General features: G+C 56.0%; 20 protein-coding genes. 15 read left to right on the top strand and 5 right to left on the bottom strand.

Translation table 11 applies throughout. The features are described from left to right. The first annotated feature begins 80 nt into the window (after positions 1–80). The 3 genes from AC1RSM_RS04920 to rph are packed head-to-tail and all read left to right on the top strand — an operon-like array spanning position 81 to position 4577. Positions 81–1199: a metallophosphoesterase family protein gene (locus AC1RSM_RS04920; protein WP_492930030.1), complete on the top strand. Its 1119-nt coding sequence runs from the start codon at positions 81–83 to the stop codon at positions 1197–1199. Then, entirely contained in the window at positions 1189–3810 is a 2622-nt protein-coding gene (locus tag AC1RSM_RS04915; RefSeq protein WP_492930028.1) for an AAA family ATPase, read from the top strand. Before AC1RSM_RS04920 ends, AC1RSM_RS04915 begins: the two co-directional genes overlap by 11 nt. A gap of 29 nt (positions 3811–3839) precedes the next feature. Beyond that, the gene (rph, locus tag AC1RSM_RS04910; protein WP_492930026.1) at positions 3840–4577 is read left to right on the top strand and encodes a ribonuclease PH; all 738 of its coding nucleotides are present in this window, start codon (positions 3840–3842) and stop codon (positions 4575–4577) included. A 35-nt stretch (positions 4578–4612) separates the two neighbouring features. On the opposite strand, the gene AC1RSM_RS04905 is transcribed toward rph, so the two are convergent. After that, positions 4613–4741, bottom strand: a complete 129-nt coding sequence (locus AC1RSM_RS04905; RefSeq protein WP_492930024.1) for a hypothetical protein — start codon at positions 4739–4741, stop codon at positions 4613–4615. On the opposite strand from AC1RSM_RS04905, the gene rdgB reads away from it, so the two are divergent. The 4 genes from rdgB to AC1RSM_RS04885 all read left to right on the top strand — a co-directional run bounded on the left by rdgB (position 4734) and on the right by AC1RSM_RS04885 (position 8927). Next, complete coding sequence (gene rdgB, locus AC1RSM_RS04900) at positions 4734–5345, top strand: RdgB/HAM1 family non-canonical purine NTP pyrophosphatase (protein WP_492930022.1); 612 nt, start codon at positions 4734–4736, stop codon at positions 5343–5345. The genes AC1RSM_RS04905 and rdgB overlap by 8 nt on opposite strands. A 4-nt stretch (positions 5346–5349) precedes the next feature. Beyond that, a complete protein-coding gene (gene hemW / locus AC1RSM_RS04895; protein ID WP_492930020.1) occupies positions 5350–6564 on the top strand; it encodes a radical SAM family heme chaperone HemW in 1215 nt (404 codons plus the stop codon). Positions 6565–6791: 227 nt separating this feature from the next. Then, complete coding sequence (gene glnA / locus AC1RSM_RS04890) at positions 6792–8204, top strand: type I glutamate--ammonia ligase (protein WP_153230163.1); 1413 nt, start codon at positions 6792–6794, stop codon at positions 8202–8204. Between the two features lie 126 nt (positions 8205–8330). Beyond that, on the top strand, positions 8331–8927 hold the full coding sequence (locus AC1RSM_RS04885; protein WP_492930017.1) for a GNAT family N-acetyltransferase: 597 nt from the start codon (positions 8331–8333) through the stop codon (positions 8925–8927). Here the strand turns inward: AC1RSM_RS04885 and AC1RSM_RS04880 are convergent. Beyond that, on the bottom strand, positions 8863–9777 hold the full coding sequence (locus tag AC1RSM_RS04880; protein ID WP_492930015.1) for a LysR family transcriptional regulator: 915 nt from the start codon (positions 9775–9777) through the stop codon (positions 8863–8865). The two genes, AC1RSM_RS04885 and AC1RSM_RS04880, sit on opposite strands and share 65 nt — an antisense overlap. 103 nt (positions 9778–9880) lie before the next feature. On the opposite strand from AC1RSM_RS04880, the gene AC1RSM_RS04875 reads away from it, so the two are divergent. Together AC1RSM_RS04875 and AC1RSM_RS04870 are read left to right on the top strand one after the other, a co-directional pair. Further along, entirely contained in the window at positions 9881–11083 is a 1203-nt protein-coding gene (locus AC1RSM_RS04875; RefSeq protein ID WP_492930014.1) for an MFS transporter, read from the top strand. Between the two features lie 110 nt (positions 11084–11193). Further along, on the top strand, positions 11194–11955 hold the full coding sequence (locus AC1RSM_RS04870; protein WP_492930012.1) for a MauE/DoxX family redox-associated membrane protein: 762 nt from the start codon (positions 11194–11196) through the stop codon (positions 11953–11955). Positions 11956–12016: 61 nt separating this feature from the next. On the opposite strand, the gene AC1RSM_RS04865 is transcribed toward AC1RSM_RS04870, so the two are convergent. The 3 genes from AC1RSM_RS04865 to AC1RSM_RS04855 all read right to left on the bottom strand — a co-directional run bounded on the left by AC1RSM_RS04865 (position 12017) and on the right by AC1RSM_RS04855 (position 15604). Beyond that, positions 12017–12805: an ABC transporter ATP-binding protein gene (locus AC1RSM_RS04865; protein WP_492930010.1), complete on the bottom strand. Its 789-nt coding sequence runs from the start codon at positions 12803–12805 to the stop codon at positions 12017–12019. Then, on the bottom strand, positions 12802–14466 hold the full coding sequence (locus tag AC1RSM_RS04860) for an ABC transporter permease (RefSeq protein ID WP_492930008.1): 1665 nt from the start codon (positions 14464–14466) through the stop codon (positions 12802–12804). Before AC1RSM_RS04860 ends, AC1RSM_RS04865 begins: the two co-directional genes overlap by 4 nt. Positions 14467–14560: 94 nt before the next feature. Then, complete coding sequence (locus tag AC1RSM_RS04855; RefSeq protein WP_492931461.1) at positions 14561–15604, bottom strand: Fe(3+) ABC transporter substrate-binding protein; 1044 nt, start codon at positions 15602–15604, stop codon at positions 14561–14563. A gap of 311 nt (positions 15605–15915) precedes the next feature. Between AC1RSM_RS04855 and AC1RSM_RS04850 the strand changes: the two genes are divergently transcribed. From AC1RSM_RS04850 to AC1RSM_RS04825, 6 genes are all read left to right on the top strand, one after another. Continuing rightward, positions 15916–16692 (top strand): ferredoxin--NADP reductase, encoded by a 777-nt coding sequence (locus AC1RSM_RS04850; protein ID WP_492930006.1) that lies wholly within the window; start codon positions 15916–15918, stop codon positions 16690–16692. A 74-nt stretch (positions 16693–16766) separates the two neighbouring features. Next, positions 16767–17153 (top strand): Rid family detoxifying hydrolase, encoded by a 387-nt coding sequence (locus AC1RSM_RS04845; RefSeq protein WP_492930004.1) that lies wholly within the window; start codon positions 16767–16769, stop codon positions 17151–17153. Between the two features lie 12 nt (positions 17154–17165). After that, positions 17166–19250 (top strand): ATP-dependent DNA helicase RecG, encoded by a 2085-nt coding sequence (recG, locus tag AC1RSM_RS04840; RefSeq protein ID WP_492930002.1) that lies wholly within the window; start codon positions 17166–17168, stop codon positions 19248–19250. Positions 19251–19410: 160 nt separating this feature from the next. Next, the gene (locus AC1RSM_RS04835) at positions 19411–20376 is read left to right on the top strand and encodes a LysR substrate-binding domain-containing protein (protein WP_492930000.1); all 966 of its coding nucleotides are present in this window, start codon (positions 19411–19413) and stop codon (positions 20374–20376) included. Between the two features lie 344 nt (positions 20377–20720). After that, entirely contained in the window at positions 20721–21188 is a 468-nt protein-coding gene (locus AC1RSM_RS04830) for a Dps family protein (protein WP_492931459.1), read from the top strand. A 156-nt stretch (positions 21189–21344) separates the two neighbouring features. Then, on the top strand, positions 21345–22469 hold the full coding sequence (locus AC1RSM_RS04825; RefSeq protein WP_492929998.1) for a branched-chain amino acid ABC transporter substrate-binding protein: 1125 nt from the start codon (positions 21345–21347) through the stop codon (positions 22467–22469). Positions 22470–22503 lie beyond the last annotated feature (34 nt).

Raw genomic sequence — 22503 nt, 5'->3', positions numbered from 1 at the left:
GCTCCCCAAGCCAGTGCAAAGCTCTATACTTTAGGCATTCAAGGCCTGTATAGGCCGTTTTTTTTAAGGGCAGGCAGGCCATGCTAAGAATCTTGCATACCGCCGATTGGCAAATAGGGCGCCAGTACTCGCGCTTCGAGCTGGAGGATGCGGCTGCACTGGCCGAAGCACGCTTCAAGTCCATTGAGAAACTGGCCGCTCTGGCAACAGAACACCAAGCTGATCTGATCGTGGTGGCAGGGGACGTTTTTGACTCGCAAACCTTGAGCGATCGCAGTTTGCGTCGCAGCTTCAATGCCATGGCCGGCTTTACCGGCCCTTGGCTCCTGCTGCCCGGTAACCACGACGCGGCTTTGAGCGAAAGCGTGTGGACACGCGCCCGGCGTTTGAACTGCATCCCGGACTATGCGCATGTGCTGGATACGCCCGAGGTTTTTCTACTGGATGCCTTAAAGCTGGCTGTCTTGCCTGCACCCCTGACTCAGCGGCAGACCTATCGAGACCTGAGTGACTGGTTCGATCAGGCCGACAGCCCCCAGGGCTACTGGCGTATTGGGCTGGCCCACGGCAGTGTTAGCGGCGTGCTGGAACATTTGGACAGCCATAACCTGATTGAGCAGAACCGCGTACAGCGTGCCCGCCTGGACTATCTGGCCTTGGGCGACTGGCACGGCACCGTCAAAATCAACGAGCGCTGTTACTACAGCGGGACGCCGGAGCCAGATCGCTTTCGGGACAACGAATCGGGGCAGGCTTTGCTGGTAGAAATCAGCGAACCTGGCGCTACGCCGGTGGTCCAAGCATTGCCGGTTGCCCAGCACCCCTGGCGCAGTATTGAACAACAGTTAAATGACGATACCGATCTGGACCTGCTAGAGCGCCAGTTACAGGCCTTGGCTGAGCAAAGCGTTCTTGAGCTGAAACTGTCAGGCCAACTAAGCCTGAGCGGTTTTGAGCGTTTAGAGCACATTTTGGGACAGGCCCAAGCCCGTTGCCGCGCCTGGGATTGCCAGCGTGATGACTTGCGCCTGGCACCTACCGAGCAGGATCTGGACGCCTTACAGGCCGATGGCTACTTGCAGGCGGCCTTGAAACAATTGCAGGACTTGCGGCAGGGCAGTCAGCAGCAAGCCGCGCAAGATGCCTTGCTGATTCTGGCCGGCATGCTGCGCGATAAGGAAGGTGGTCATGCACATTAAGTCTTTGCGCGTGGAGCAATTCAAGCGTTTTCGCCAGCCTGTACTGCTGGATGGCCTGGAATCGGGCCTTAATATCATCAGCGCGCCCAATGAGGCCGGTAAAAGTACTTTGGCTCAAGCTCTGCGCACCGTATTTTTTGAGCGCTACAGCACCAGCAGTCTGGCGAAAATCCTGCCTTGGGGCGACTCATCCGCCGCACCCGAAATCGAGCTGGATTTCAACTTGAATGGTCAGGCCATGCGCTTGAATAAGCGCTTTTTGAAGCGCAAGCGCTGTGACCTGACTATCGGGAACCAGCATCTGGACAATGACGAGGCCGAGCAGTACTTAGCGCAGCAGATGGGCTTTGAATACGCCGCCAAAGGTAGCAGTCAGGCCCGTAACTGGGGCGTACCGGGCTTGCTGTGGATTGAGCAAGGGCAGGGCCAGGACCTGCGCAGCTCAGTGGAGCACGCCAGCGGAACTTTGCAGCAGGCCTTGGGCAGCGAGATCGCCGATCTAACCAGTGCGGACGGCGATTATCTGATTGAACAGGCCCAGCAGCAGCTGGATCAATACGTGACTCAAGCGCAAGGTCAGCCGCGTGGCGTCTGGCTATCAGCGCAAAAAGAAGCGAAAGAGCTGGAAGAGCAGCTGCAAAGCCAACAGACAGCCTTGCAGCAGTATCAGCAATGGGTGGATGAACTGGCACAGGCTCGCCAGCAAATTGCCCACGCTGAGTCCACCCGTCCTTGGGAGCAATTGCGCCAGCAAGCCAAACAGGTTCAAGTTCAGCTTGTTCAGGCCCGTCAACTTCAAGAGCGCGCTAAAGAGCTGCAGCAAGCGCTGGACATGCTCAAAGAGCGTGAAAAGCTGTATCAGCAGGCCGGTGAACGAGACCAAGAATGGGCCAACCAGCGCAGTCTACGGGCTGAGCAAGTTAAAACTCTCAGTGCCACGCTGGAGCAGGAGCAAAGCAGGCTGAGCAGCCTGAACCAACGCCTGGATCAAGCCCGCAGCGCGAAGGAGACCCGCCAGCAGGAGCAGGAACGCGCTCGCGCCTGGCAGCATTGGTTTCAAGAACAGGCTGCGTTTGACAGTACTCAGCAGCAATTGCAGCAGGTACAGGCCCAACTGCAAGAGCTGGGCAAGCTGGAAACCCAGCTGGCGCAATGTGGGGCGGCTTTGGTGCAACTGAAAATCAGCGACGAAAGCCTGGAACAACTGCGCCAACAAAACCAGCTGATTCAGCGCCTGCAGCATCAGTTAGAGACCATATCCACCGAATTGCAGATTGATCTGCAAGACGGGGCCAGCCTGCTTGTCGAGGGTGAGACTGTGCAGGGGCAACGCCGCCTGCACCTGAGCGATAGCACCCGAATTGAGCTGCCCGGCGTGGGGCTCCTACGCATCATCCCGGGTGGTCGTGATCTGGGCAAAGTACAGCAACAACTGCTGCAAACCCAGCAAGATTATGCACAAGCGCTCGCTCGTCTAGGCGCTCAAAACCTGGACGAGCTGGAACGCCGCCGCGAGCAGTACCGAGAGCAAGAGCAGCAAGATCGCTTGCTTCGTGCTTCCATGAAAGCACTCGCACCGCAAGGCAAAGCCCATCTGCAAGGTTTGCTGCAAGCCAATCAGCAGCGTATTGCACCACAGCGTCCCATGGGTGAGGCCATTGCGGCCCACGAAGTGGAGCGGATCGCTCAGGCCGCTGTGCTAGCTGAACAACAGTATCGAGCCTTGGAAAGTGATTGGCACGACGCCCGCGAAGCCGTCGCCCGTACTCAGGCGCGCCTGGAACAGGCGCAAACCGAGGCTCAGAGCCTGGAACAACAATGGGCTGACCCTCAGCGTCAACAGGCTCAGCAAGAGCGCGAACAGCAGTGGGGACAACTGCGCCAGCAACGTGAGCAGCGCTTGGCCGATCAAGCCGCGCTGGAAACAGAGCTCGCCTCCTTGCCCGTTTCAGTTCTGGAGCAAGACTTGCAACGACTGGAGCGCAGTGCCCAGCAGCAAGAACAAAGCTATAACGAGGCCCGGCTGGCCGCCCAGCTTGTGCAAACCCGTCTGGAAACCCACGGTGCGCAAGGGCTGGAAGAACAAATTGACCAGACCTCAATACGCCTTCAAGACTGCCAGCGACGCTGTGCCAGCTACGAACGCCGGGTGCAAGCCTTGCGATTGCTGCTGTCCGTGCTGCGCGAACAGCGCAATACCTTGACTCAGCAATTGCACGAACCTTTGCAAAAGCACATCAACCACTATTTGCGCTTATTGCTGGGCAAGGCACGGGTGGAACTGGATGAATTCCTGGCACCACGCTGGCTGCAGCGCGACAGTGGCCAGGGTCTGGCGGACGATATAGACGGCTTGAGCTTTGGTGCCCGCGAGCAAATTGGCTTGATCGCTCGCCTGGCATACGCGGATTTACTGAAGCAGGCTGGTCGGCCTACCTTGCTGATTCTGGACGACGTTCTGGTCCATAGCGACAATGACAGGCTCATTGCCATGAAGCGCATTATTCATGACGCAGCCCAGCGTCATCAAATCCTGCTTTTCACCTGCCAAGCCGATAAATGGATGGACATGGGTGTTGCGCTACGGCCCGTACCGCAAGGCGTACAATAGATGTTTTGATTTTTGTGTGGAGTTTTGCCTTGTCTGAAACCGCTACGATTGCACGCCCCTCGGGTCGATCTGCAGCACAATGCCGTCCTATCGAACTGGTGACGGGCTTTACCCGCCACGCCGAAGGCTCGGTACTGATCCGCTTGGGTGAAACGCATGTTCTTTGCAACGCCAGCGTACTTGAGAAGGTGCCTCCCTTTCTGAAAGGGAAAGAGCAAGGCTGGGTCACTGCTGAATACGGCATGCTGCCCCGTTCCACCCACACCCGTTCGGACCGCGAAGCCGCCCGTGGCAAGCAAAATGGCCGCACTCAGGAAATCCAGCGTTTGATTGGCCGTAGCCTGCGCGCCGTGTTCGACCTGAGAGCCCTGGGCGAGCGCACCATCCACATTGACTGCGACGTTTTACAGGCCGATGGCGGTACCCGCTGCGCCAGCATTACCGGCGCTTGGGTCGCAGCCAGCCTGGCCGTACGCAGCCTGCAGGAGCAGGGCAAGCTGCAAGCCTCTCCCATTCTGGATCAACTGGCCGCCGTCTCCGTGGGCGTGTACGAATCGCACCCCGTGCTGGATCTGGACTACCTGGAAGATTCCGCTTGCGGCGTGGACATGAATATCGTCATGACCGGCAGCGGTAATCTGGTAGAAGTGCAGGGCACTGCCGAAGGGCAGACCTTTGCGCGTCCCACCTTGAATCGCTTGCTGGATCTGGCAGAGCAAGGCATTGGCGAGCTGATGCAGGCTCAAAAACAAGCCTTGCAAGCCTGATTGTTGTGAGCTCGTCTGTTCAGACCCCTGGCACATCACGCAGGCGCCCCGAACAGACCACTATTGGGGCGTCGTGCCGTCCCGCGCAGTGCCAACTGCCCGACACGGCGTCCTGCCATTTTTACCGGATCGGGCGCTTCAATGCCCGCAGCTACTATGAACACTGAATCCAAGCGTGTGGTCCTGGCCTCCAACAATGCCGGCAAGCTCAAAGAGTTTTCCGCCATCTTGGCCCAGGCCGGTATCACCATGGTTCCCCAAGGCCAATTGAATATTCCTGAAGCCGAGGAACCCTTTGCTACGTTCATCGAAAATGCGCTGGCCAAAGCCCGTCATGCCAGTCAGTTAAGCGGCTTGCCCGCGCTGGCTGATGATTCGGGTCTGTGTGTCCGTGCCTTGGATGAAGCTCCCGGCGTCTACTCGGCCCGTTATGCCGCGCGCGAGCTGGGGGGTGAAAAGTCCGATGCAGCCAATAACGCCTTATTGGTAGAGCGGCTGCAAGGTCAAAGTGATCGACGCGCCTGTTATGTGGCTGTTCTGGTCTATGTACGCCATGCCCAGGACCCACGGCCCATTGTGATCGAAGGCGTGTGGGAAGGGCAGATACAGGATCAGGCCCGAGGCGATCACGGCTTTGGCTACGACCCTCACTTTTACCTGCCTGAACTCAAGCAAACCGCCGCCCAGCTGTCACCCGAGGTGAAGAACACATACAGCCACCGGGCGCAGGCCATGCAAGCGCTGTTGGCACGTCTGGCTGCCGAGTAAAAACATGACTGTTTTCTCTCCAGAAGTCCGTATCCGACCTGGCTCCGGGCCCGCTACCCTGTTGCCCAGCCTGCCGCCTTTGTCGATCTACGTGCACGTGCCCTGGTGTGTGCGCAAATGCCCCTACTGTGACTTCAACTCACACGAAGCCCCCGCTGAATTGCCTGAAAACGAGTATCTGGAGGCGCTGCAAGCGGATCTGGAACAAACCTTGCCGCTGGTTTGGGGCAGGCAGGTGATTTCGGTCTTTATCGGTGGGGGAACGCCTAGCCTCTTGTCGGCTCAGGCCCTGGATCGCATGCTGGCCTTGCTGCGCTCCCATTTGAATTTGCTGCCTGATGCAGAAATTACCCTGGAAGCGAATCCCGGTGCTTCGGAAGCCTCGCGCTTCATGGACTTCGCACAAAGCGGCGTTACCCGCATTTCACTGGGCATTCAAAGTTTTAACGACGAGGCCTTGAAAGCACTGGGCCGTATCCACGACGGGCAGCAGGCGCGTCTAGCCATTGAAGCGGCCATGAAAGCCGTGGACCGCGTGAACCTGGATGTCATGTATGCCTTGCCAGGCCAAACACCGGCCCAATCCGAGCACGATATCCTGCAAGCCATGTCTTATGAACCCGAGCACTTGTCGCTCTATCATTTGACGCTGGAACCCAATACGGTCTTTGCCAAGTATCCCCCTGTTTTGCCGGACGACGACGACAGCGCCGCCATGCAGGATCGTTTGATCGAGCTGACCGCCAGCCGGGGCTGGAATCAATACGAGATCTCCGCTTACGCCAAGCGGGGAGGCCATAGCCGCCACAACCTGAACTATTGGGAATTTGGCGACTATATCGGCATAGGCCCAGGCGCTCACGGCAAGCTGTCCTTTCACGACCGCATTATCCGTACCGCCACCACCCGCAATCCAGCACAGTGGATGCAGTCCGCCATCAAGCGTGACGGCAGTCACTATGCACACAATGCCCGTGTCACACCCAAAGACTTGCCCTTTGAGTTCATGCTGAACGTCTTGCGTCTGAAAGAGGGCGTGCCCTCCCAATATTTCCAGGAACGCACGGGCGTGCCACTGACCCAGATCCTGGCCAAGATCAAACTCAATATCGAGAAAGGTTTGCTGGCGTCCGATCCGGTTCGTATTCGGACCACGGATTTAGGCTGGCGCTTTCTAAATGATTTACAGGAAGCATTCCTTCCGGATGAAGGTTCCTGACATTTAATTGTTTATTTAAGACATTTTTTATTGTGCATCTGCACAATTGCTCTACAATTAATTTCTGGTAAGTCCTATGCCATAACTACATTTACCGATTCGAACCTGTTTATATCAATTCAGGTTTGGCATCGATAAGCGTAATTAAGACCTGCCGCAGTGGGTTACACAATGATCCGCGCCACTCCTCATCACTTTTTGTTAACGTCATTGACGCTGGAGTAACCATGTCCTCCCCCGAAGATGTTCTGAAGATCATCGCCGAACGCGAAATCACGTTTGTCGATTTCCGCTTTACCGATACCCTGGGCCGTGAGCACCACTTGACCACCCCCGCACACGCGGTGGACGAGGATCGCTTTGAGTCTGGTGTCGCCTTTGACGGCTCTTCCTTGCCAGGCTGGAAAGGAATTGAAGCCTCGGACATGTTGCTCATCCCGGACGCCAAAACCGCCCGTATGGACCCGTTCCGCGAAGAGCCCACCCTGATTCTGACCTGCGATGTGGTCGAGCCTTCCGATCTGAAAGGTTACGACCGCGACCCACGTTCGCTGGCCAAGCGTGCTGAAGCCTACCTGCGCTCCAGTGGTTTGGGCGATACCGCGTACTTTGGTCCAGAGCCTGAATTCTTCGTGTTCGACGGTATTACCTGGAACGACGATATGTCGGGCAGCTTCGTGAAGATCCGCTCTGACGAAGCCCCCTGGTCGCGTGGTCTGGAACTCAATGGCAATAACCTGGGTCACCGCCCAGGCGTTAAAGGCGGCTACGTTCCTGTTTCACCTACTGACTCGTTTGCAGACCTGCGCTCTGAAATGTGTTTGTTGCTGGAACAACAGGGTGTTCCTGTTGAAATCCACCACCACGAAGTTGCGGCTCCTGGCCAGCTGGAAATCGGTACTCGTTTCTCGACCCTGGTCGAGCGCGCAGACTGGAACCAGATCATGAAGTACACCATCCATAACGTGGCTCACGTTTATGGCAAAACGGCTACGTTCATGCCTAAGCCGGTCGTCGGTGATAACGGTTCTGGCATGCACGTGCACCAGTCCATCTGGAAAGACGGCCAGAACTTGTTTGCCGGTAACGAATACGCCGGTCTGTCCGAGTTCGCCTTGTTCTACATTGGCGGCATCATCAAGCACGCTCGTGCCTTGAACGCCATCACGAACCCCACCACCAACTCCTACAAGCGTTTGGTTCCGCACTTTGAAGCCCCGGTCAAACTGGCGTACTCCGCCCGTAACCGTTCGGCCTCGATCCGCATTCCGTACGTCAGCAACCCCAAAGCTCGCCGAGTGGAAGCTCGCTTCCCCGATCCAATGGCCAACCCATACCTGGCTTTCTCGGCCTTGATGATGGCAGGTCTGGACGGTGTGCAGAACAAGATCCACCCCGGCGATGCAGCCGACAAGAACTTGTACGATCTGCCGCCTGAAGAGGATGCAAAAATCCCAACCGTTTGTGTGTCGTTGGAACAAGCCATCGAGTCCCTGGACAAAGATCGCGAATTCCTGACCCGTGGCGGCGTGTTCAGCAATGAAATGCTGGATGCCTTCATCGAGCTGAAACAAGCCGAAATCACCCGTCTGCGCATGGTGCCGCATCCGGTTGAGTTCGACATGTACTACAGCCTGTAAGACAGAGGGCACTGGCTTTTGCCAGTACGGTCAAAAAGAGCGACTTTCGGGCCGCTCTTTTTTTATGCGCATCGGTAAAATGATGCTCTATTCAAACAAGCCCGTACTGACTCAGCAAAGATCGCTGTGCCCCAGCGCACTTATCACGATCGAATAGTTGCCGCTCAAGGTACAGGGCCCAAGGCCTTGGTAATGGAAGACACGATGGATCTGATTTTTACTTGGAAACGCTTCGAAGAGCTCAGCACACTGGAGCTCTACCGCATCCTTGCAGCGCGGGAAGCGATATTTGTGGTGGAACAGAACTGTCCTTATCAGGATGCCGATGGTTTGGACGTGAACTCTTGGCATTTGAGCGTATCCGTGAACGGAGAGCTGGCGGCCTACGCCCGGCTAGTGGAACCGGGTTTAAAGTTTGCTGAACCCTCGATTGGCCGGGTCATTACCCTTGCCGACTTCAGGGGCAAGAAAATCGGCCATGCTTTGATGAGCGAAGCCATCGCCTTCACAGAGAAAACCTTTCCCGGACAAGGCATCCGCATTGGTGCTCAAGCCCATTTGCAGAAGTTCTATGGCTCCTTGGGCTTTGAGCCTGCCAGCGAGGTGTATGACGAAGACGGAATCGCTCATATCGACATGGTGAAACCCGCTGTGGTTACTACTGAGGCAGCCACAGACTGCGCTGCTCCTTCAAGTAATCAATCAGCGCTCGGGCAGAATTAGCCAAATGCCGGCGGTGGGTATAGGCCAAGACTAGCCGCAAGGGCGCGGGAGGCAAGGGCAGGGGAACAGGAAGCAAGTCCCCCTTGTCGATCTCTTTCTGGCAACCTTGCTTGGCCAAAATTGCAAAACCCAAACCTTTGACCGCACCTGACCAAGCAAGACGCCCACTATTGACGCGAAAGCGACTGGGCACATTCAGCACCTGAAAACGGCCATCCGGCAGCACAAATTGCCAAGCCATGCCGTCCAGCGCTGTGTCAGTCGTAATACAGGGCAGTTGCTCCAGTGCTTCCAAACTGTTGGGCATCCCGTATTGCTCGATCAACTTGGGCGCCGCCACCACCTGACATTCGAAAGAGTGCAACTCTTGAACCACCAGATTGCTATCTGGCAAGTCCCCCCGGCACATCAACAAGGCCAGATCAAAGTCCTGCGCTAAAACCTTGGGGCCTTCCAGATTGGTCTGGCAATGCAGTTCCAGATCAGGATGCTGGGCCGCAAAATCCGCCAGTGTGTCCGCCAGCAAAAAAGGACCAATTTCTGAGGGGATGCAAATTCGCAAACGCCCCGAAAGACGCGTGCGCTGGTCCAGCAAATCCTGTTCTGCCTGCAGCAAGGCTCCCCACCAGGGCTGCACCGTATCAAATAAGCCTTGGCCCACACTGGTCAGACGCAGCTGGCGGGAACTGCGCTCCAGCAAGCGTTGGCCCACATGTCGTTCCAATTGAGCTACGTAACGGCTGACGTTGGACGTGGGCAAACCCAGGGCCTGTGCGGCTGCTGTAAAGCTCCCGCTTTCAGCCACTTGAACAAACACTCGCAAGGCATTCAGATTCAGTTGGGGAATCATCTCATTGTCCCGGTTTTGATAATCTAGAATTCAAATTATAAAGACTACATATCAAAACCGCGAAACACTACGCTAGAGGCTTGAAATTTACTGGACTCTGTCTATGTCTGCTTTAGCCACTTATCGCCCCCGCGTGCACGCTCGGGCTGTGTCTTTCATCCAATTTGTCCATGCGCTGGAATTCATGGCTTTGACCCCTTTGTTTGTCTGGATGGCGGTGGACTTTGATGTCCCTGTAGCCTATGCAGGCTATGCCGCTTCTGTGTATATGGGGGCCGCTGCACTGTCCGGAGTTTTGGCTGCCCGCTGGATGCATAAAGCACCACTCAAATCGCTGTTGCTGATTAGCTTGCTGTTATTAGCACTTTTCACTGCCTTGGCCGCCATCAGTATTCAATTTGGCTTGTTTTTGGTCTTGCGCGTGGGAGCCGGCCTGTTGGGCGGCTTTTTGATGAGCGCCGCCATGACTTTGTTGCTGACGGGCATGGATGCCAAAAAGCGCACAGAGGCTATTGCCGTCGTGGTTAGTGCCTTTGCCTTGGTCAGCATTGCGGGTATGCCCGCCACCTTGTTTATTGCCGTTCACTCGGGATGGCGCAGCGCCATGCTGTGCTTGGCCGGGCTTTGTTTGCTGGCTTACTTGATCGCCTTCTTCTGCCTGCCCAAGCAGCAGGCCCACTCAGTTAAAGCCGAGCACAGCAGCTTGGGCAAAGGAGCCTGGCGCTGGCTTAGCCTGCCGGCCATTGCGCAAGCAGGCTCTTTGTTACTGATCCCTGTATTGATTCCGCTGCTGACACTGCGCTACGGCACCCAACTCGCTCAAATGCCCGGCCTGTTTGTTCTGGGCGGCTTCGCTGCTTTGTTGGCTTCACGCTTATCTGCCGTGGGCATCAAAAAGTGGGGGGAAGCGGTCATCGCTGATGTGGGGACGGCCGTGCTCGTGCTCTCCTTGATATTGCTGGCTTTGGGCTGGGGTTACGCCCAAGGCTTCATGATTCTGTTTATGGCGGGCACCTATGCCAGGCTAGTTTGTGCCAGCGCGTATAGCGCCAGCTACCCAAACAATGTCCAAAGAGGGCGCTTCATGGCTTTGCAAACCACAGGCAACCATATTGGCAGTTTCATCGCTCTTGCCATTCCCTCACTGCTGCTTGGCAGCCAAGAGATTTCTACTGAAGGCTTGAGTGCTTTCCTGCTGCTCACCGCCGGACTGGCTCTGGCTTTACCGGTGTTGATGCGTTTCTTTTTGATCCCACCTTCTGGCTCAGGCCACCGACCTGTAAGCGCAGAACACGAAACCCACTAAATACATACACCTGCTTACTTGCGTCTTGCTCCACATCGCATAAGGTGGTGCAAAGACGCCACGAACCGCGCCAGGGAAGGGACATATCCACTACGTTCAAGGAGTTGCATATGGCTACACACAGCGCCAAACGTGCCGAGCTTTATCGCATGGTGACCGAGGAGCACACTTGCCCTTATGGGCTCAAGGCGCTTGCTCTGCTCAAGAGTAAAGGCTTTGAACCGCAGGACCACTGGCTCAAGAACCGGGAGGAGATCGACGCGTTCAAAGCCAAGCATCAGGTCAGCACCACACCCCAAACCTTTATTGATGGCGAACGAATAGGGGGGTATGACGAGCTGGTGGAGTATTTTGGTGGTACGGTCAAAGACAAGGACGCTGTCAGCTACACGCCGGTGATCGCCTTGTTCGCGATGGCCGCTTTAATGGCCTTAGCCACATCCTGGGCCGCTTTTGGTCAAATCGCGCTGATTCAAACCGTGGAATGGTTTATTGCCATTTCCATGTGTTTGCTGGCCTTGCAAAAGCTCAAGGACGTGGATAGCTTTGCCACCATGTTTCTGAACTACGATTTGCTGGCGCAGCGCTGGGTACGTTACGCCTACATCTATCCCTTTGGAGAGGCCTTGGCAGGCGTCTTGATGCTGGCCGGCGCCCTGATGTGGTTGTCGGTGCCCGTAGCCTTGATCATTGGCGGTATCGGTGCCGTCTCAGTGTTCAAGGCCGTCTATATCGACAAGCGTGAATTGAAATGCGCTTGCGTAGGTGGGGATAGCACCGTGCCCTTGGGCTTTGTGTCACTGACAGAAAATGTGATGATGGTTGCAATGGCCATCTGGATGATTGTGAAAAGCTCGGTTCTGCACGCCTGATTCCACTGAAGCCAAGGTCGATTACTCAAGGTGGCAGCCCATTACAGGGTTGCCACCAACGTTAGGATGCAGCCGGCTCACCGCGCAAGAAAGCTTGCGCACGCTGGGCCATGATGGCTTCACGGCGAATGAAATCCGCCACAAAATCATTCACAGGATGATGGTGCAAGCTATACGGCGTATCCCACTGAATAATCTTGCCCGCCTGCATCACCCCGATCCGATCCGCAATCGCAAAGGCTTCGGCTTGGTTATGCGTCACCAAAATTGCAGTCGTACCAGCGCTTTTTAGAATGTCTCGCACTTCAAAGGCCAAACGTTCGCGGGTATCAACGTCCAGATTAGAAAAGGGCTCATCCAGCAAGATCAAAGAGGGCTTGGGGGCCAAGGCGCGCGCCAGGGCAACCCGTTGCTGTTGGCCACCGGACAATTCATGCGGATACCGTTGCGCCAGACGAGCCAGATCAACCAATTCCAGCATTTCCAGCACACGAGCCTGCCGCTCGCTTTTGTCCCACTTCCGCAGCCCAAAGGCCACATTCTTTTCAACGGTTAAATGTGGGAACAGGGCGTAGTCCTGAAACATCATCCCCACTTGCCGGTGCTCAGGTGGCACTTGTTGAGCCACCGTCGACAGCACGCGGCCATTTAGCAAGATCTGCCCCTCGCGCAGCGGCTCAAAGCCCGCGATTGCACGCAGAACCGTCGTTTTCCCACAGCCCGAAGCACCTAGCAAACAGCCGATTTCCCCCTGCGGCAATTGCAGCTGGAGCTGATCGACCACTGGCCGAAAGCCATGAGAGGTTTCGTAGGACAGGGTGATAGCCTGCAAATCCAGAAAATCGTTCATGATGCGCGTGGGCCGGAGGCCATCAATTGAGTACGTGCCAATAAAATAACGGGGATCAGGCCGGCCAGGACAATAGCCAAGGCAGCCACCGCGCCTTCCTCATAGGTTCCGCGAGCCGCTTCCGCATACAGCCAGGTTGCCAAAGTCTCGAAGTTCATCGGACGCAGCAACAAGGTGGCCGGCAACTCCTTCATAGCATCGACAAAAATCAATAAGGCTGCTGCGCCCATCGCTGGTCGAAGCAAAGGCAGATGCACCCGCTTCAGGGTTCCAGCAGGCGTTTCACCCAATAAGCGGGAAGCTTGTTCCAGAGAAGCCGGGATACGGGCCAGACCCGCTTCTATGCCACCAATGGAAATCGCCAAAAACCGTAAGGTGTATGCCAACACCAAGGCCAGAGTGGAGCCCATCAAAAACAAGCCCGTGGATGTAATGCCAAACCAGGACAAGACTTGATTGTAAAAAGAGTCGAACATCACCAGAGGCGTCAGCAAGCCAATGGCCAGCACCGTTCCTGGAATGGCATAGCCCAGGCTACTGACCCCGGCCATGAAGCGCGCCACGCGTGGCTTGCGTCCCGAACGAACCGCACGAGCAGCCCAGGCCACGATCAGGCCGCAGCACAAGGTCGCCATGGTTGCCAGAGCAGCGATGTACAAGGTGTTCCAGGCGCTGCTAATCAGCTGTGCTGACAAGCCGCCCGTCTGCGTTAAATGCTTGATGGTTTCATTTAACAAGTACAAAGAGGGCGCCACGAAACCGACCAAAACCGGTGCCACACCTAAAGCAATGGCAATACAGGCGGCCGAACCCCGCAATTTGCTAGGACGTATTGGTTCAGAGCGCTGGTTGCTGGAGTAAGACTGACGGCGACGGCCATAGCGCTCGATACTGATTAGCGCCGCCACCAAACAGAGCATGGAGACTGCAATCTGCGCCGCTCCTGCCAAGTCAGAGCGCGTCACCCAAGTGGTGTAGATAGAGACCGTCAGGGTCTGGACCCCCAAAAACTCAGAGGCTCCGATATCGTTCAAGGTTTCCAGCAAAGCCAAACTGACACCCACTGCAATAGCAGGGCGCGCCATCGGCAGGACCACCCGGAAAAACACGCTGCGCCCCGATTCGCCCATAATGCGTGCCGCCTCCAGCAAACTGGCAGACTGCGTGGCAAACATGGCGCGGGTACTCAAGTAAACGTAGGGGTATAGAACGGAACCCAGTAGAAAGATGGCGCCGCCCAGCGAGCGCAAATCAGGCAGCCGGAATTCTCGCGGGCTGCTATAGCCCAATACATACCGGATCGCCGACTGAATTGGACCAATGGGGTGCAAGAGATCCAGATAAGCGAAAGCCACAATATAAGTAGGCACCGCCAGCGGCAGGAGCAAGGCCCATTGCAAAACCCGTCTGCCTGGAAACTCATAGGCGGTAATCAGCCAGGCCGATCCCACCCCCAGACAACTGACGACCACCCCCACGCCCAAAAGCAGCAGCAGAGTATTGCTCATGGCCCGGGGCAACACAAACTGGAACAGGTGCGACCAGTGCTCGGTAGAACCGCCTAAAGCGTGAGTCAGAAGCGTAATCACCGGCGCCGCCACAATCAGGGCGATCAAGGCAGCAGCCAGGGACCAAAGAGGCAGACGTCGAAAAAAGGACATTATGAAAGACTAGGTATTACCGGCGCGTCAATGCGCGACGACCGCCGCTTTGACGATTCAAAGCAGGCGGTCGTAAAAAGAGAGTAGGGCGATTTTAGTTGTCGAAGCCAACTTTATCTACCAACTCGCTGGCTTGCTTGCGATGTTTGGCGATTTCAGTCAGTGGCAATGGATCAATCGTCATGGGGCCAAAACTGGCAACAACCGGGTCCAGCTCTACGCCAGCACGGACGGGATATTCATAGTTGGCCTTGGCGTACAAGCCCTGGGCTTTCTCAGAAACCAGGTATTCCAGCAGTTTGACGGCATTGTCCTTGTTAGGAGCATGCTTGGCCACGGCCGCACCAGAGATATTGACGTGGGTGCCGCCGCCTTTGGCATCAGCAAAGGTAGGACGCACCACATTGATGGCTTCACCCCATTTGTAGGAGTCCGTACCCGGTTCAGCGTTTTTCATGCGACCGACGTAGTAGGCATTGGCGATACCGACATCACAAATACCACCCAGAATATCGCGGGCAACATCACGATCCCCACCCGCCGCCTTGCGGCCCAAATTGTCTTTCACGCCACGCAGCCACTGCTCGGTCGCTTCAGCGCCGTTGTGGGCAATCATGGCAGCAACCATGGCGGTGTTGTAGGGGTGCTGGCCGGAGCGGATACACACTTTGCCTTTCCATTTAGGATCAGCAAAGTCTTCGTAGTGCATGCTTTTCACATCCACATCCTTGGCCACATAAGCCACGCGGTCACGCAAGGACAGGGAATACCACTGCTTGTCCGCACCGCGCAGATTGGCCGGGATGGCAGTTTCCAGTTCAGTCGATTCCACAGGCTGGGTAATGCCAGCCTCCACCAGGTCCAGCAGGTTTCCAATATCCACCGTCATCAGGATATCGGCCGGAGATTTATCGCCTTCGGTTTTTACGCGCTCGATCAAACCATCTTTAACGAACACCGTGTTGACCTTGACGCCGGTGTCCTTACTAAAGGTTTCCAGCAGCGGGGTGATTAGCCCGGGCTCTCGTGTGGTGTACAGGTTGACTTCGCCCGAGGCGAAAGCGGCCATCGACACCGTACCTAAAGCGGACAGCAACAAAGCCTGGGTCAGGGCACGATTACGAAGATTAAAACGCATCATCAACACTCCAAGTACGGGCGAAAATCGCGAAGAAGCCGGAAAATGTGAATGATTATCAAACGTATGCAGAAACTAGGCAATAGCTATTTCCCCGCCATGCGGAAAATCCCGTAGAAGTGGAGGAGCCCTGCGAGCAATTGCGCCACTTTCACAGAAAAAACCAAGTTCAGAAAAACTTAATGGTAAGTCCTGATTGCGATCAAATCGTATTGGTGAATGGGCATAGATTTACCTGGGGAACTGGGTACAATGGGCAAATATTTGCTTACTGATCCGGGCGTTATTGCCCCTCTATACCGACAACTACCATGGCAGCTTTCAATACCGAACAAGTGCTCAGCGTCCATCATTGGAACGACACCCTGTTCTCATTTACCACTACCCGCGACGCCGCCCTGCGCTTTCACAATGGGCACTTTGTAATGATCGGTCTGGAAGTTGATGGCAAGCCGCTGATGCGCGCTTACAGCATCGCCAGCGCCAACTACGAAGAAAACCTGGAATTCTTGAGCATCAAGGTTCAGGACGGTCCATTAACCTCGCGCCTGCAGCACCTGAAAGAAGGCGACAGCATTCTGGTCAGCCGCAAGCCGGTGGGCACCCTGGTCATTGATGACCTGCGCGCGGGCCGCAATCTGTTCTTGTTTGGTACCGGCACCGGCTTGGCTCCTTTCATGAGCATCATCAAAGACCCGGACACCTACGAGCGTTTCGAGAAAGTCGTGCTGGTGCATGGCGTGCGTTTCGTCAGCGAACTGGCTTACTCGGATTTCATCCAGAACGAACTGCCCCAGAACGAATACTTTGGCGAGCTGGTACGCGAAAAGCTGCTGTATTACCCCACGGTTACCCGTGAGGAATTCCGTAATACCGGCCGCATTACCGAGCTGATTAACTCGGGCAAGTTGTGCGAGGATTTGGGCATTCCCGCCCTGGACCCGGCTCAGGATCGTGCCATGCTGTGCGGTAGTCCCGCCATGTTGGCCGATATCAGCGCCATGCTGGACAAGCGCGGTTTCGAAGTCTCGCCCGGTGTCGGCCAGCCTGGTGACTACGTGATTGAGCGCGCGTTTGTCGAAAAATAATCACGCCAAGATCTGTTAATTTTAGCTATAGGCGCTTAAACTCTGATAGTACAACACTCATCAGAGGTTTTCTTATGACCAAGCAAGTCGTCTTTACCGATGCCGCTCCAGCAGCCGTAGGCCCTTACTCTCAAGCCATCATCGCCTCGGGTGGCAAGACTGTTTTCCTGTCCGGCCAGATTGGTCTGGAGCCTGCCACTGGCGAGCTGGTATCAGAAAACTTTGAAGGCCAAGTGCGCCAGGCGTTCGCTAACCTGGAAGCCGTGGTCAAAGAGGCTGGCGGGACTTTGGCTGATATCGTCAAACTGACGTTGTTTTTGACGGACCTGTCCCGCTTTGCCAGCGCCAATGCCATCATGGCCGAACTGATTCCCCAGCCTTTCCCGGCACGCTCCACCATTGGTGTGGCCAGCTTGCCCAAAGGCGCTCAGTTCGAGGTTGAGGCTATCCTCAATCTCTAAAGACGTATTGCCATGATCGCAGATCGGCCTGCACCTCAGGCCAAACGGGCCGCCCCGCGCAAGAAGGCGGTCAGTCTGGATCAGAAATTTGAAAAGCTCGGCTTACAAGAGCCGGCCGATTTCGTGGTCCATCTGCCGTTGCGCTACGAGGACGAGACTCAAGTCGAAACCATCGACCGTCTCTACCCTGGCAAGATGGCGCAAATCGAAGGGCGGATCATCAGCACGGACGTTCAAGCACGTCCCCGCGCGCAGTTACATGCGCGCATTGCTGATGACACCGGCGAGCTGGCCTTACGCTGGCTGCACTTTTACCCCAGTCAACTCAAGCAGCTTCAAGGCGACCTGCCTTTGCGAGTGCGTGGTGAAGTGCGCCAAGGCTTTCATGGCCTGGAAATGGTGCACCCGAAAATCACCAAAGCCGGTCAACCTTTGGCGCGTGCGCTGACCCCGGTCTATCCCACGACGGATGGCTTGAGCCAAGTGCAGTTGCGCAAAGCCATTGCCGATGCACTGAACCGTGCTGATCTACGTGACACACTGCCGGAAGCGGTGCGTGATGAATATGGCTTGATGCCATTTTCAGAAGCCATCCGGCTATTGCATTACCCGCCACCAGAACTGAGCTACGACGATTTGTTCGAGCAGGGGCATCCCGCCTGGAGCCGCATCAAGTTTGATGAGCTGCTGGCCCAGCAGCTTTCACTGGCGCAGGCCCGTGCAGCTCGGCAAGCGCAGCGCGCCCCGCCCATGCCAGCCGTTAACAACGATCTGACAAAAGCACTGCTGGCGTCCTTACCCTTTAGCCTGACCGCCGCCCAACAACGCTGCGTCACAGAAATCAGTGCGGATATGACTCGCTCCTATCCCATGCATCGTTTGTTGCAAGGGGATGTAGGCAGCGGCAAGACCATTGTGGCGGCGTTGGCCGCCGTGCAAGCCATAGCCAGTGGGTTTCAGGTTGCCATGATGGCACCGACTGAAATTCTGGCAGAACAACACTATCTGAAAATGCGTGCGTGGTTAGAGCCACTGGGCATAGAGCTGGCCTGGTTAAGCGGCAGCCTGGGTGTCAAAGCCAAGCGGCTGGCCTATGAAGCGATCAGTTCAGGACAAGCCCGCCTGGCAATCGGCACTCAGGCGCTTATCCAGGATAACGTCCAGTTCCAGCAACTGGGGCTGGTGATCCTGGACGAGCAGCACCGTTTTGGTGTGGGCCAACGCCTGGAACTGAACCGCAAAGGCGATGCACAAGACAAAAAAGGCCAGGCCTATCTGCCGCATCAGCTGAATATGAGTGCCACGCCCATCCCGCGTACGCTGGCCATGGCATTTTTTGCGGATCTGGACGTATCCGCCATTGATGAATTGCCCCCTGGCCGCAGCCCCATCATTACCAAGCTGGCCGCAGATAACCGCCGTGACGAAATCATGGCGCGGGTCCGTGCTGAAGTAGCACAAGGTAGGCAGGCTTATTGGGTCTGCCCCTTGGTTGAAGAAAGCGAGGCCCTACAACTGCAAACCGCGGTTGATACCCATGCTGCCTTGGCGCTCGCCCTGGCTCCTTTGCGCGTAGGCTTGATTCATGGCCGCCTGGCTTCTGCCGAGAAAGCCGAGGTCATGGATGCTTTCCGCACTGGAGATTTGGATGTGCTGGTGGCCACAACTGTGATCGAGGTTGGCGTGGACGTTCCCAACGCTTCCTTGATGATTATTGAACATGCCGAACGCTTCGGTCTCGCCCAGTTGCATCAGCTGCGCGGCCGTGTAGGGCGAGGCCAAATTCAATCCGTCTGTGTACTGCTGTATCAGGCGCCGCTTTCCGCTATTGCACGCCTGAGATTGCGCGCCATGTATGAAACCACGGATGGCTTTGAAATTGCCCGCCGCGATTTGGAACAACGTGGTCCGGGCGAGTTCATGGGCATGCGCCAGTCCGGGCAGGCGGGCTTGCGATTCGCAAGCCTGGAATCCGATGAAGATTTGATCGAGCAGGCCCAGACATTGGCCAGCACCTTTCGCCGTGATTATCCAGACCACGCTCACCATCATTTACAGCGCTGGATGAAGGGACGGGAAGAATTACTGCGTAGTTGACCACGAGCCTTAGTGCAAGCCTTGCCGTTTATGGCGTGCTTGAACAAGGCGTGTTGGATAGGGCGCCAAAGGCGCCTCCGTATTGTGGCGGAGATCCTCCAGCTGTCAGGCCGGAGCTCTTCCCCCAAGGTCTTAATGCTGTTTTGCACAAGGAATTGTCATGACATTGACCGAGCTGAAGTACATCGTTGCCGTCGCACGCGAACGTCATTTTGGACGTGCCGCCGAGGCCTGCTTTGTCAGCCAACCGACCCTGTCGGTGGCGATCAAAAAGCTGGAAGACGAACTAGGCGTGGTCATCTTCGAGCGTGGCGGGCCCGAAGTGGCTATCACCCCGATTGGCTTGCGCATCGTTACCCAGGCACAAAAAGTGCTGGAAGAAGGGGCTAACTTGCGCGAGATTGCCCGCCAGGGCCACGACCCCTTGGCCGGTCCCTTGCGTGTTGGCATTATTTACACAGTTGCTCCGTATCTGCTGCCCAAGCTGGTCCCCAAGCAGATTGAGCTGACGCCACAAATGCCACTTTTATTGCAAGAAAACTTTACCGTGCGCCTGCTGGAATTGCTGCGCCAGGGCGAGATTGATTGCGCTGTTGTGGCCCTGCCTTTACCTGAAACAGGCTTGATCGTGCGCGAGCTGTATGACGAACCTTTTGTGGTTGCCATGCCCCATGAACATGCCTGGGCCAAGCGCAAGGAAATCGATCCTGAACAGCTCAAAGACCAGACCATGTTGCTCTTGGGTGCTGGCCATTGTTTCCGGGATCAGGTGCTGGATGTGTGTCCGGAGCTGTCGCGCTTTTCGGCCTCCAGCGAAGGTATACAGCGCACCTTTGAAGGTTCTTCACTGGAAACTATCCGCCATATGGTGGCCACGGGCATCGGTCTGACGGTACTGCCTGCCAGCTCCTTGACGGCCCCCGGGCAGGCCAATGATCTGCTGGCCTATGTGCCTTTCAAAAAACCCATTCCGGATCGTCGCATTGCTTTGGTCTGGCGCAAAAGTTTTCCTCGTACCTCTGCCATTGATGCCTTGACTCGTGGGATCATGGAAAGCGGGTTGGCCGGGGTCAACTACTTAAAAGTCGAATACAACAGCAATTTCCCGTATCCTGAACTAGCGTAAATCGCACACCTGCTGCGTGTTATTCTGCTTCAGTACCTATTTAGCCCTCTGTTTAACAGGAGTCCACTATGGCAAAAGCCGTGAAAGCAGTGAGTAAAACCGCCAAGGTCAGCAAGGCCGCAGATGCCCCAAGCACTGATACCAAAGCGGCAGTAACCGCCGAAGCTAAGACCGAAGTCAAACCGGCACCCGCCAAGGCCCCCGCCAAAAAAGTGCCCGCTAAAAAGGCCGCGGCCAAAAAGCCTGCCACGACTGCCAAAGCGCCCGCAAAAGCCGCAGCCAAACCTGCCGCCAAGCCAGCCGCTGCTGCTAAACCAGCTGCCCCGGCTGCTCCCAGCAGCGCCTTGAAAATCGACATTGGTATCTCCTCCAATGATCGCGCTGCCGTGGTCAAGGAACTGTCCAAGGTACTGGCCGATTCCTACACCGTGTACCTGATGACGCACAACTTCCACTGGAACGTCACCGGCCCCATGTTCAAGACACTGCACGAGCTCTTCATGACGCAGTACACCGAACTGTGGCAAGCCCTGGATGATATTGCCGAGCGTATCCGCGCCCTGGGCCACTATGCCCCCGGCACCTACGCTGAGTTCCAGAAGCTGTCGTCCATTTCGCAGCCTTCCACGGTTCCCAACGCCACCACCATGATCGAATTGCTGGTTAAAGGTAACGAAGCTTTGGCTCGTACCGCCCGCGCTGCTTTTGATCGTGCTGATGACGCTGATGACCAGCCAACGGCCGACTTGCTGACACAGCGTCTGGACGTGCACGAGAAAAACGCGTGGATGCTGCGCAGCTTGCTGCAGTAATCCAGCCGTAGTCGCTATCGTCTAGCGATGAAACAGGGCCGCCAACAGGCGGCCCTTGTCATACGTCTTATAGAAAACCCTGAATTGGCCCCTCAGACAGGCATAAAGCCCTGTTATCGGTGTATGCTTTCCTGCATATTCACGGAGGTGTTTTCTATGAAAATTCGTTTCACTCCTGTTGCAGCGGCCATGAGCCTGGCAACGGGTCTGCTCTTGTCCGGTGCTGCTCACGCTGACAACATCCGTATCGCTCTGGCCGGTCCGTTTACGGGTTCGGTGACGCAGTACGGTGATATGGTCAAGCAAGGCGTCGATACAGCTATCGAACAGATCAATGCTGCCGGTGGCGTTTTGGGCAAACAGCTCGAACTGGTCACTGTTGACGATGCCTGCGAACCCAAGCAAGGCCCTGTCGCTGCCAACCGTATCGTGAATGACAAAATCCATTATGTTGTCGGTCACGTTTGTTCGGGTGCCACCATTGCCGCCACCGATATCTACAATAACGAAGGCGTGTTGATGGTTACCCCATCTGCAACGGCTCCTGCCGTTACCGATGGCAAAAACTACGAAATGATCCTGCGCACCATCGGTCGCGACGATCAACAAGGCCCAGCGGCTGCCAAGTTCATTCTTGAGCAAATCAAGCCCACTAAAGTTGCCGTCTTGCACGACAAACAATCCTACGGTCAGGGTATTGCTGCCTCGGTTCGCTCCGAACTGCAAAAAGCCGGCACCGAAGTAGCTTTGTTTGAAGGCATTAACGCAGGCGACAGCGATTACTCCGCCGTCATCACCAAACTGAAGTCCTCGGGTGTGGACTTTGTGTACTTTGGTGGTTACCACCCAGAAATGGGCCTGTTGCTGCGTCAAGCAGCCGAACAGGGCGTGAAAATCCACTTCATGGGCCCAGAAGGCGTGGGTAACCCCGACATTAACGCCATCGCCGGTAAAGCCGTTGAAGGCATGCTGCTGACCTTGCCTGCGGACTTCTCCCAAGATCCGGACAACCAGGCCATCGTCAAAGCATTCCAGGACAAGAAGCGCGATCCTAGCGGCGCCTTCCAACTGTCTGCTTACGCAGCCACATTGGCTATTGCTGAAGGCATCAAGGGTGCTGGCGTTGACGATCCCGTCAAAGTTGCCGACTACCTGCACGCCAACAGTGTGAAAACGCCAATCGGCCAAATCAGCTGGAACAAGCAGGGCGACCTGAACGACTTCAAATTTGACGTCTTTAGCTGGCATGCAGATGGCACCAAGTCCATCTACGGCAAGTAATCTCTGATACTTGCTCGTTAAAAAACCGGCCTTC

It is taken from the genome of Alcaligenes sp. GW821-FHT11D07 (genome assembly GCF_058808495.1).
The sequence above is the reverse complement of the archived record's forward strand: the minus strand, read 5'-3'. Positions and strand labels throughout refer to the sequence as shown.

What these genes read in the sequence shown, in the direction of transcription:
- AC1RSM_RS04920 (WP_492930030.1), top strand. Translation starts at nt 81, where the DNA reads ATGCTAAGAATCTTGCATACCGCCGATTGGCAAATAGGGCGCCAGTAC.
- AC1RSM_RS04915 (WP_492930028.1), top strand. Translation starts at nt 1,189, where the DNA reads ATGCACATTAAGTCTTTGCGCGTGGAGCAATTCAAGCGTTTTCGCCAG.
- rdgB (WP_492930022.1), top strand. Translation starts at nt 4,734, where the DNA reads ATGAACACTGAATCCAAGCGTGTGGTCCTGGCCTCCAACAATGCCGGC.
- hemW (WP_492930020.1), top strand. Translation starts at nt 5,350, where the DNA reads ATGACTGTTTTCTCTCCAGAAGTCCGTATCCGACCTGGCTCCGGGCCC.
- glnA (WP_153230163.1), top strand. Translation starts at nt 6,792, where the DNA reads ATGTCCTCCCCCGAAGATGTTCTGAAGATCATCGCCGAACGCGAAATC.
- AC1RSM_RS04880 (WP_492930015.1), bottom strand. Translation starts at nt 9,777, where the DNA reads ATGATTCCCCAACTGAATCTGAATGCCTTGCGAGTGTTTGTTCAAGTG.
- AC1RSM_RS04875 (WP_492930014.1), top strand. Translation starts at nt 9,881, where the DNA reads ATGTCTGCTTTAGCCACTTATCGCCCCCGCGTGCACGCTCGGGCTGTG.
- AC1RSM_RS04870 (WP_492930012.1), top strand. Translation starts at nt 11,194, where the DNA reads ATGGCTACACACAGCGCCAAACGTGCCGAGCTTTATCGCATGGTGACC.
- AC1RSM_RS04865 (WP_492930010.1), bottom strand. Translation starts at nt 12,805, where the DNA reads ATGAACGATTTTCTGGATTTGCAGGCTATCACCCTGTCCTACGAAACC.
- AC1RSM_RS04860 (WP_492930008.1), bottom strand. Translation starts at nt 14,466, where the DNA reads ATGTCCTTTTTTCGACGTCTGCCTCTTTGGTCCCTGGCTGCTGCCTTG.
- AC1RSM_RS04855 (WP_492931461.1), bottom strand. Translation starts at nt 15,604, where the DNA reads ATGCGTTTTAATCTTCGTAATCGTGCCCTGACCCAGGCTTTGTTGCTG.
- AC1RSM_RS04850 (WP_492930006.1), top strand. Translation starts at nt 15,916, where the DNA reads ATGGCAGCTTTCAATACCGAACAAGTGCTCAGCGTCCATCATTGGAAC.
- AC1RSM_RS04845 (WP_492930004.1), top strand. Translation starts at nt 16,767, where the DNA reads ATGACCAAGCAAGTCGTCTTTACCGATGCCGCTCCAGCAGCCGTAGGC.
- recG (WP_492930002.1), top strand. Translation starts at nt 17,166, where the DNA reads ATGATCGCAGATCGGCCTGCACCTCAGGCCAAACGGGCCGCCCCGCGC.
- AC1RSM_RS04835 (WP_492930000.1), top strand. Translation starts at nt 19,411, where the DNA reads ATGACATTGACCGAGCTGAAGTACATCGTTGCCGTCGCACGCGAACGT.
- AC1RSM_RS04825 (WP_492929998.1), top strand. Translation starts at nt 21,345, where the DNA reads ATGAAAATTCGTTTCACTCCTGTTGCAGCGGCCATGAGCCTGGCAACG.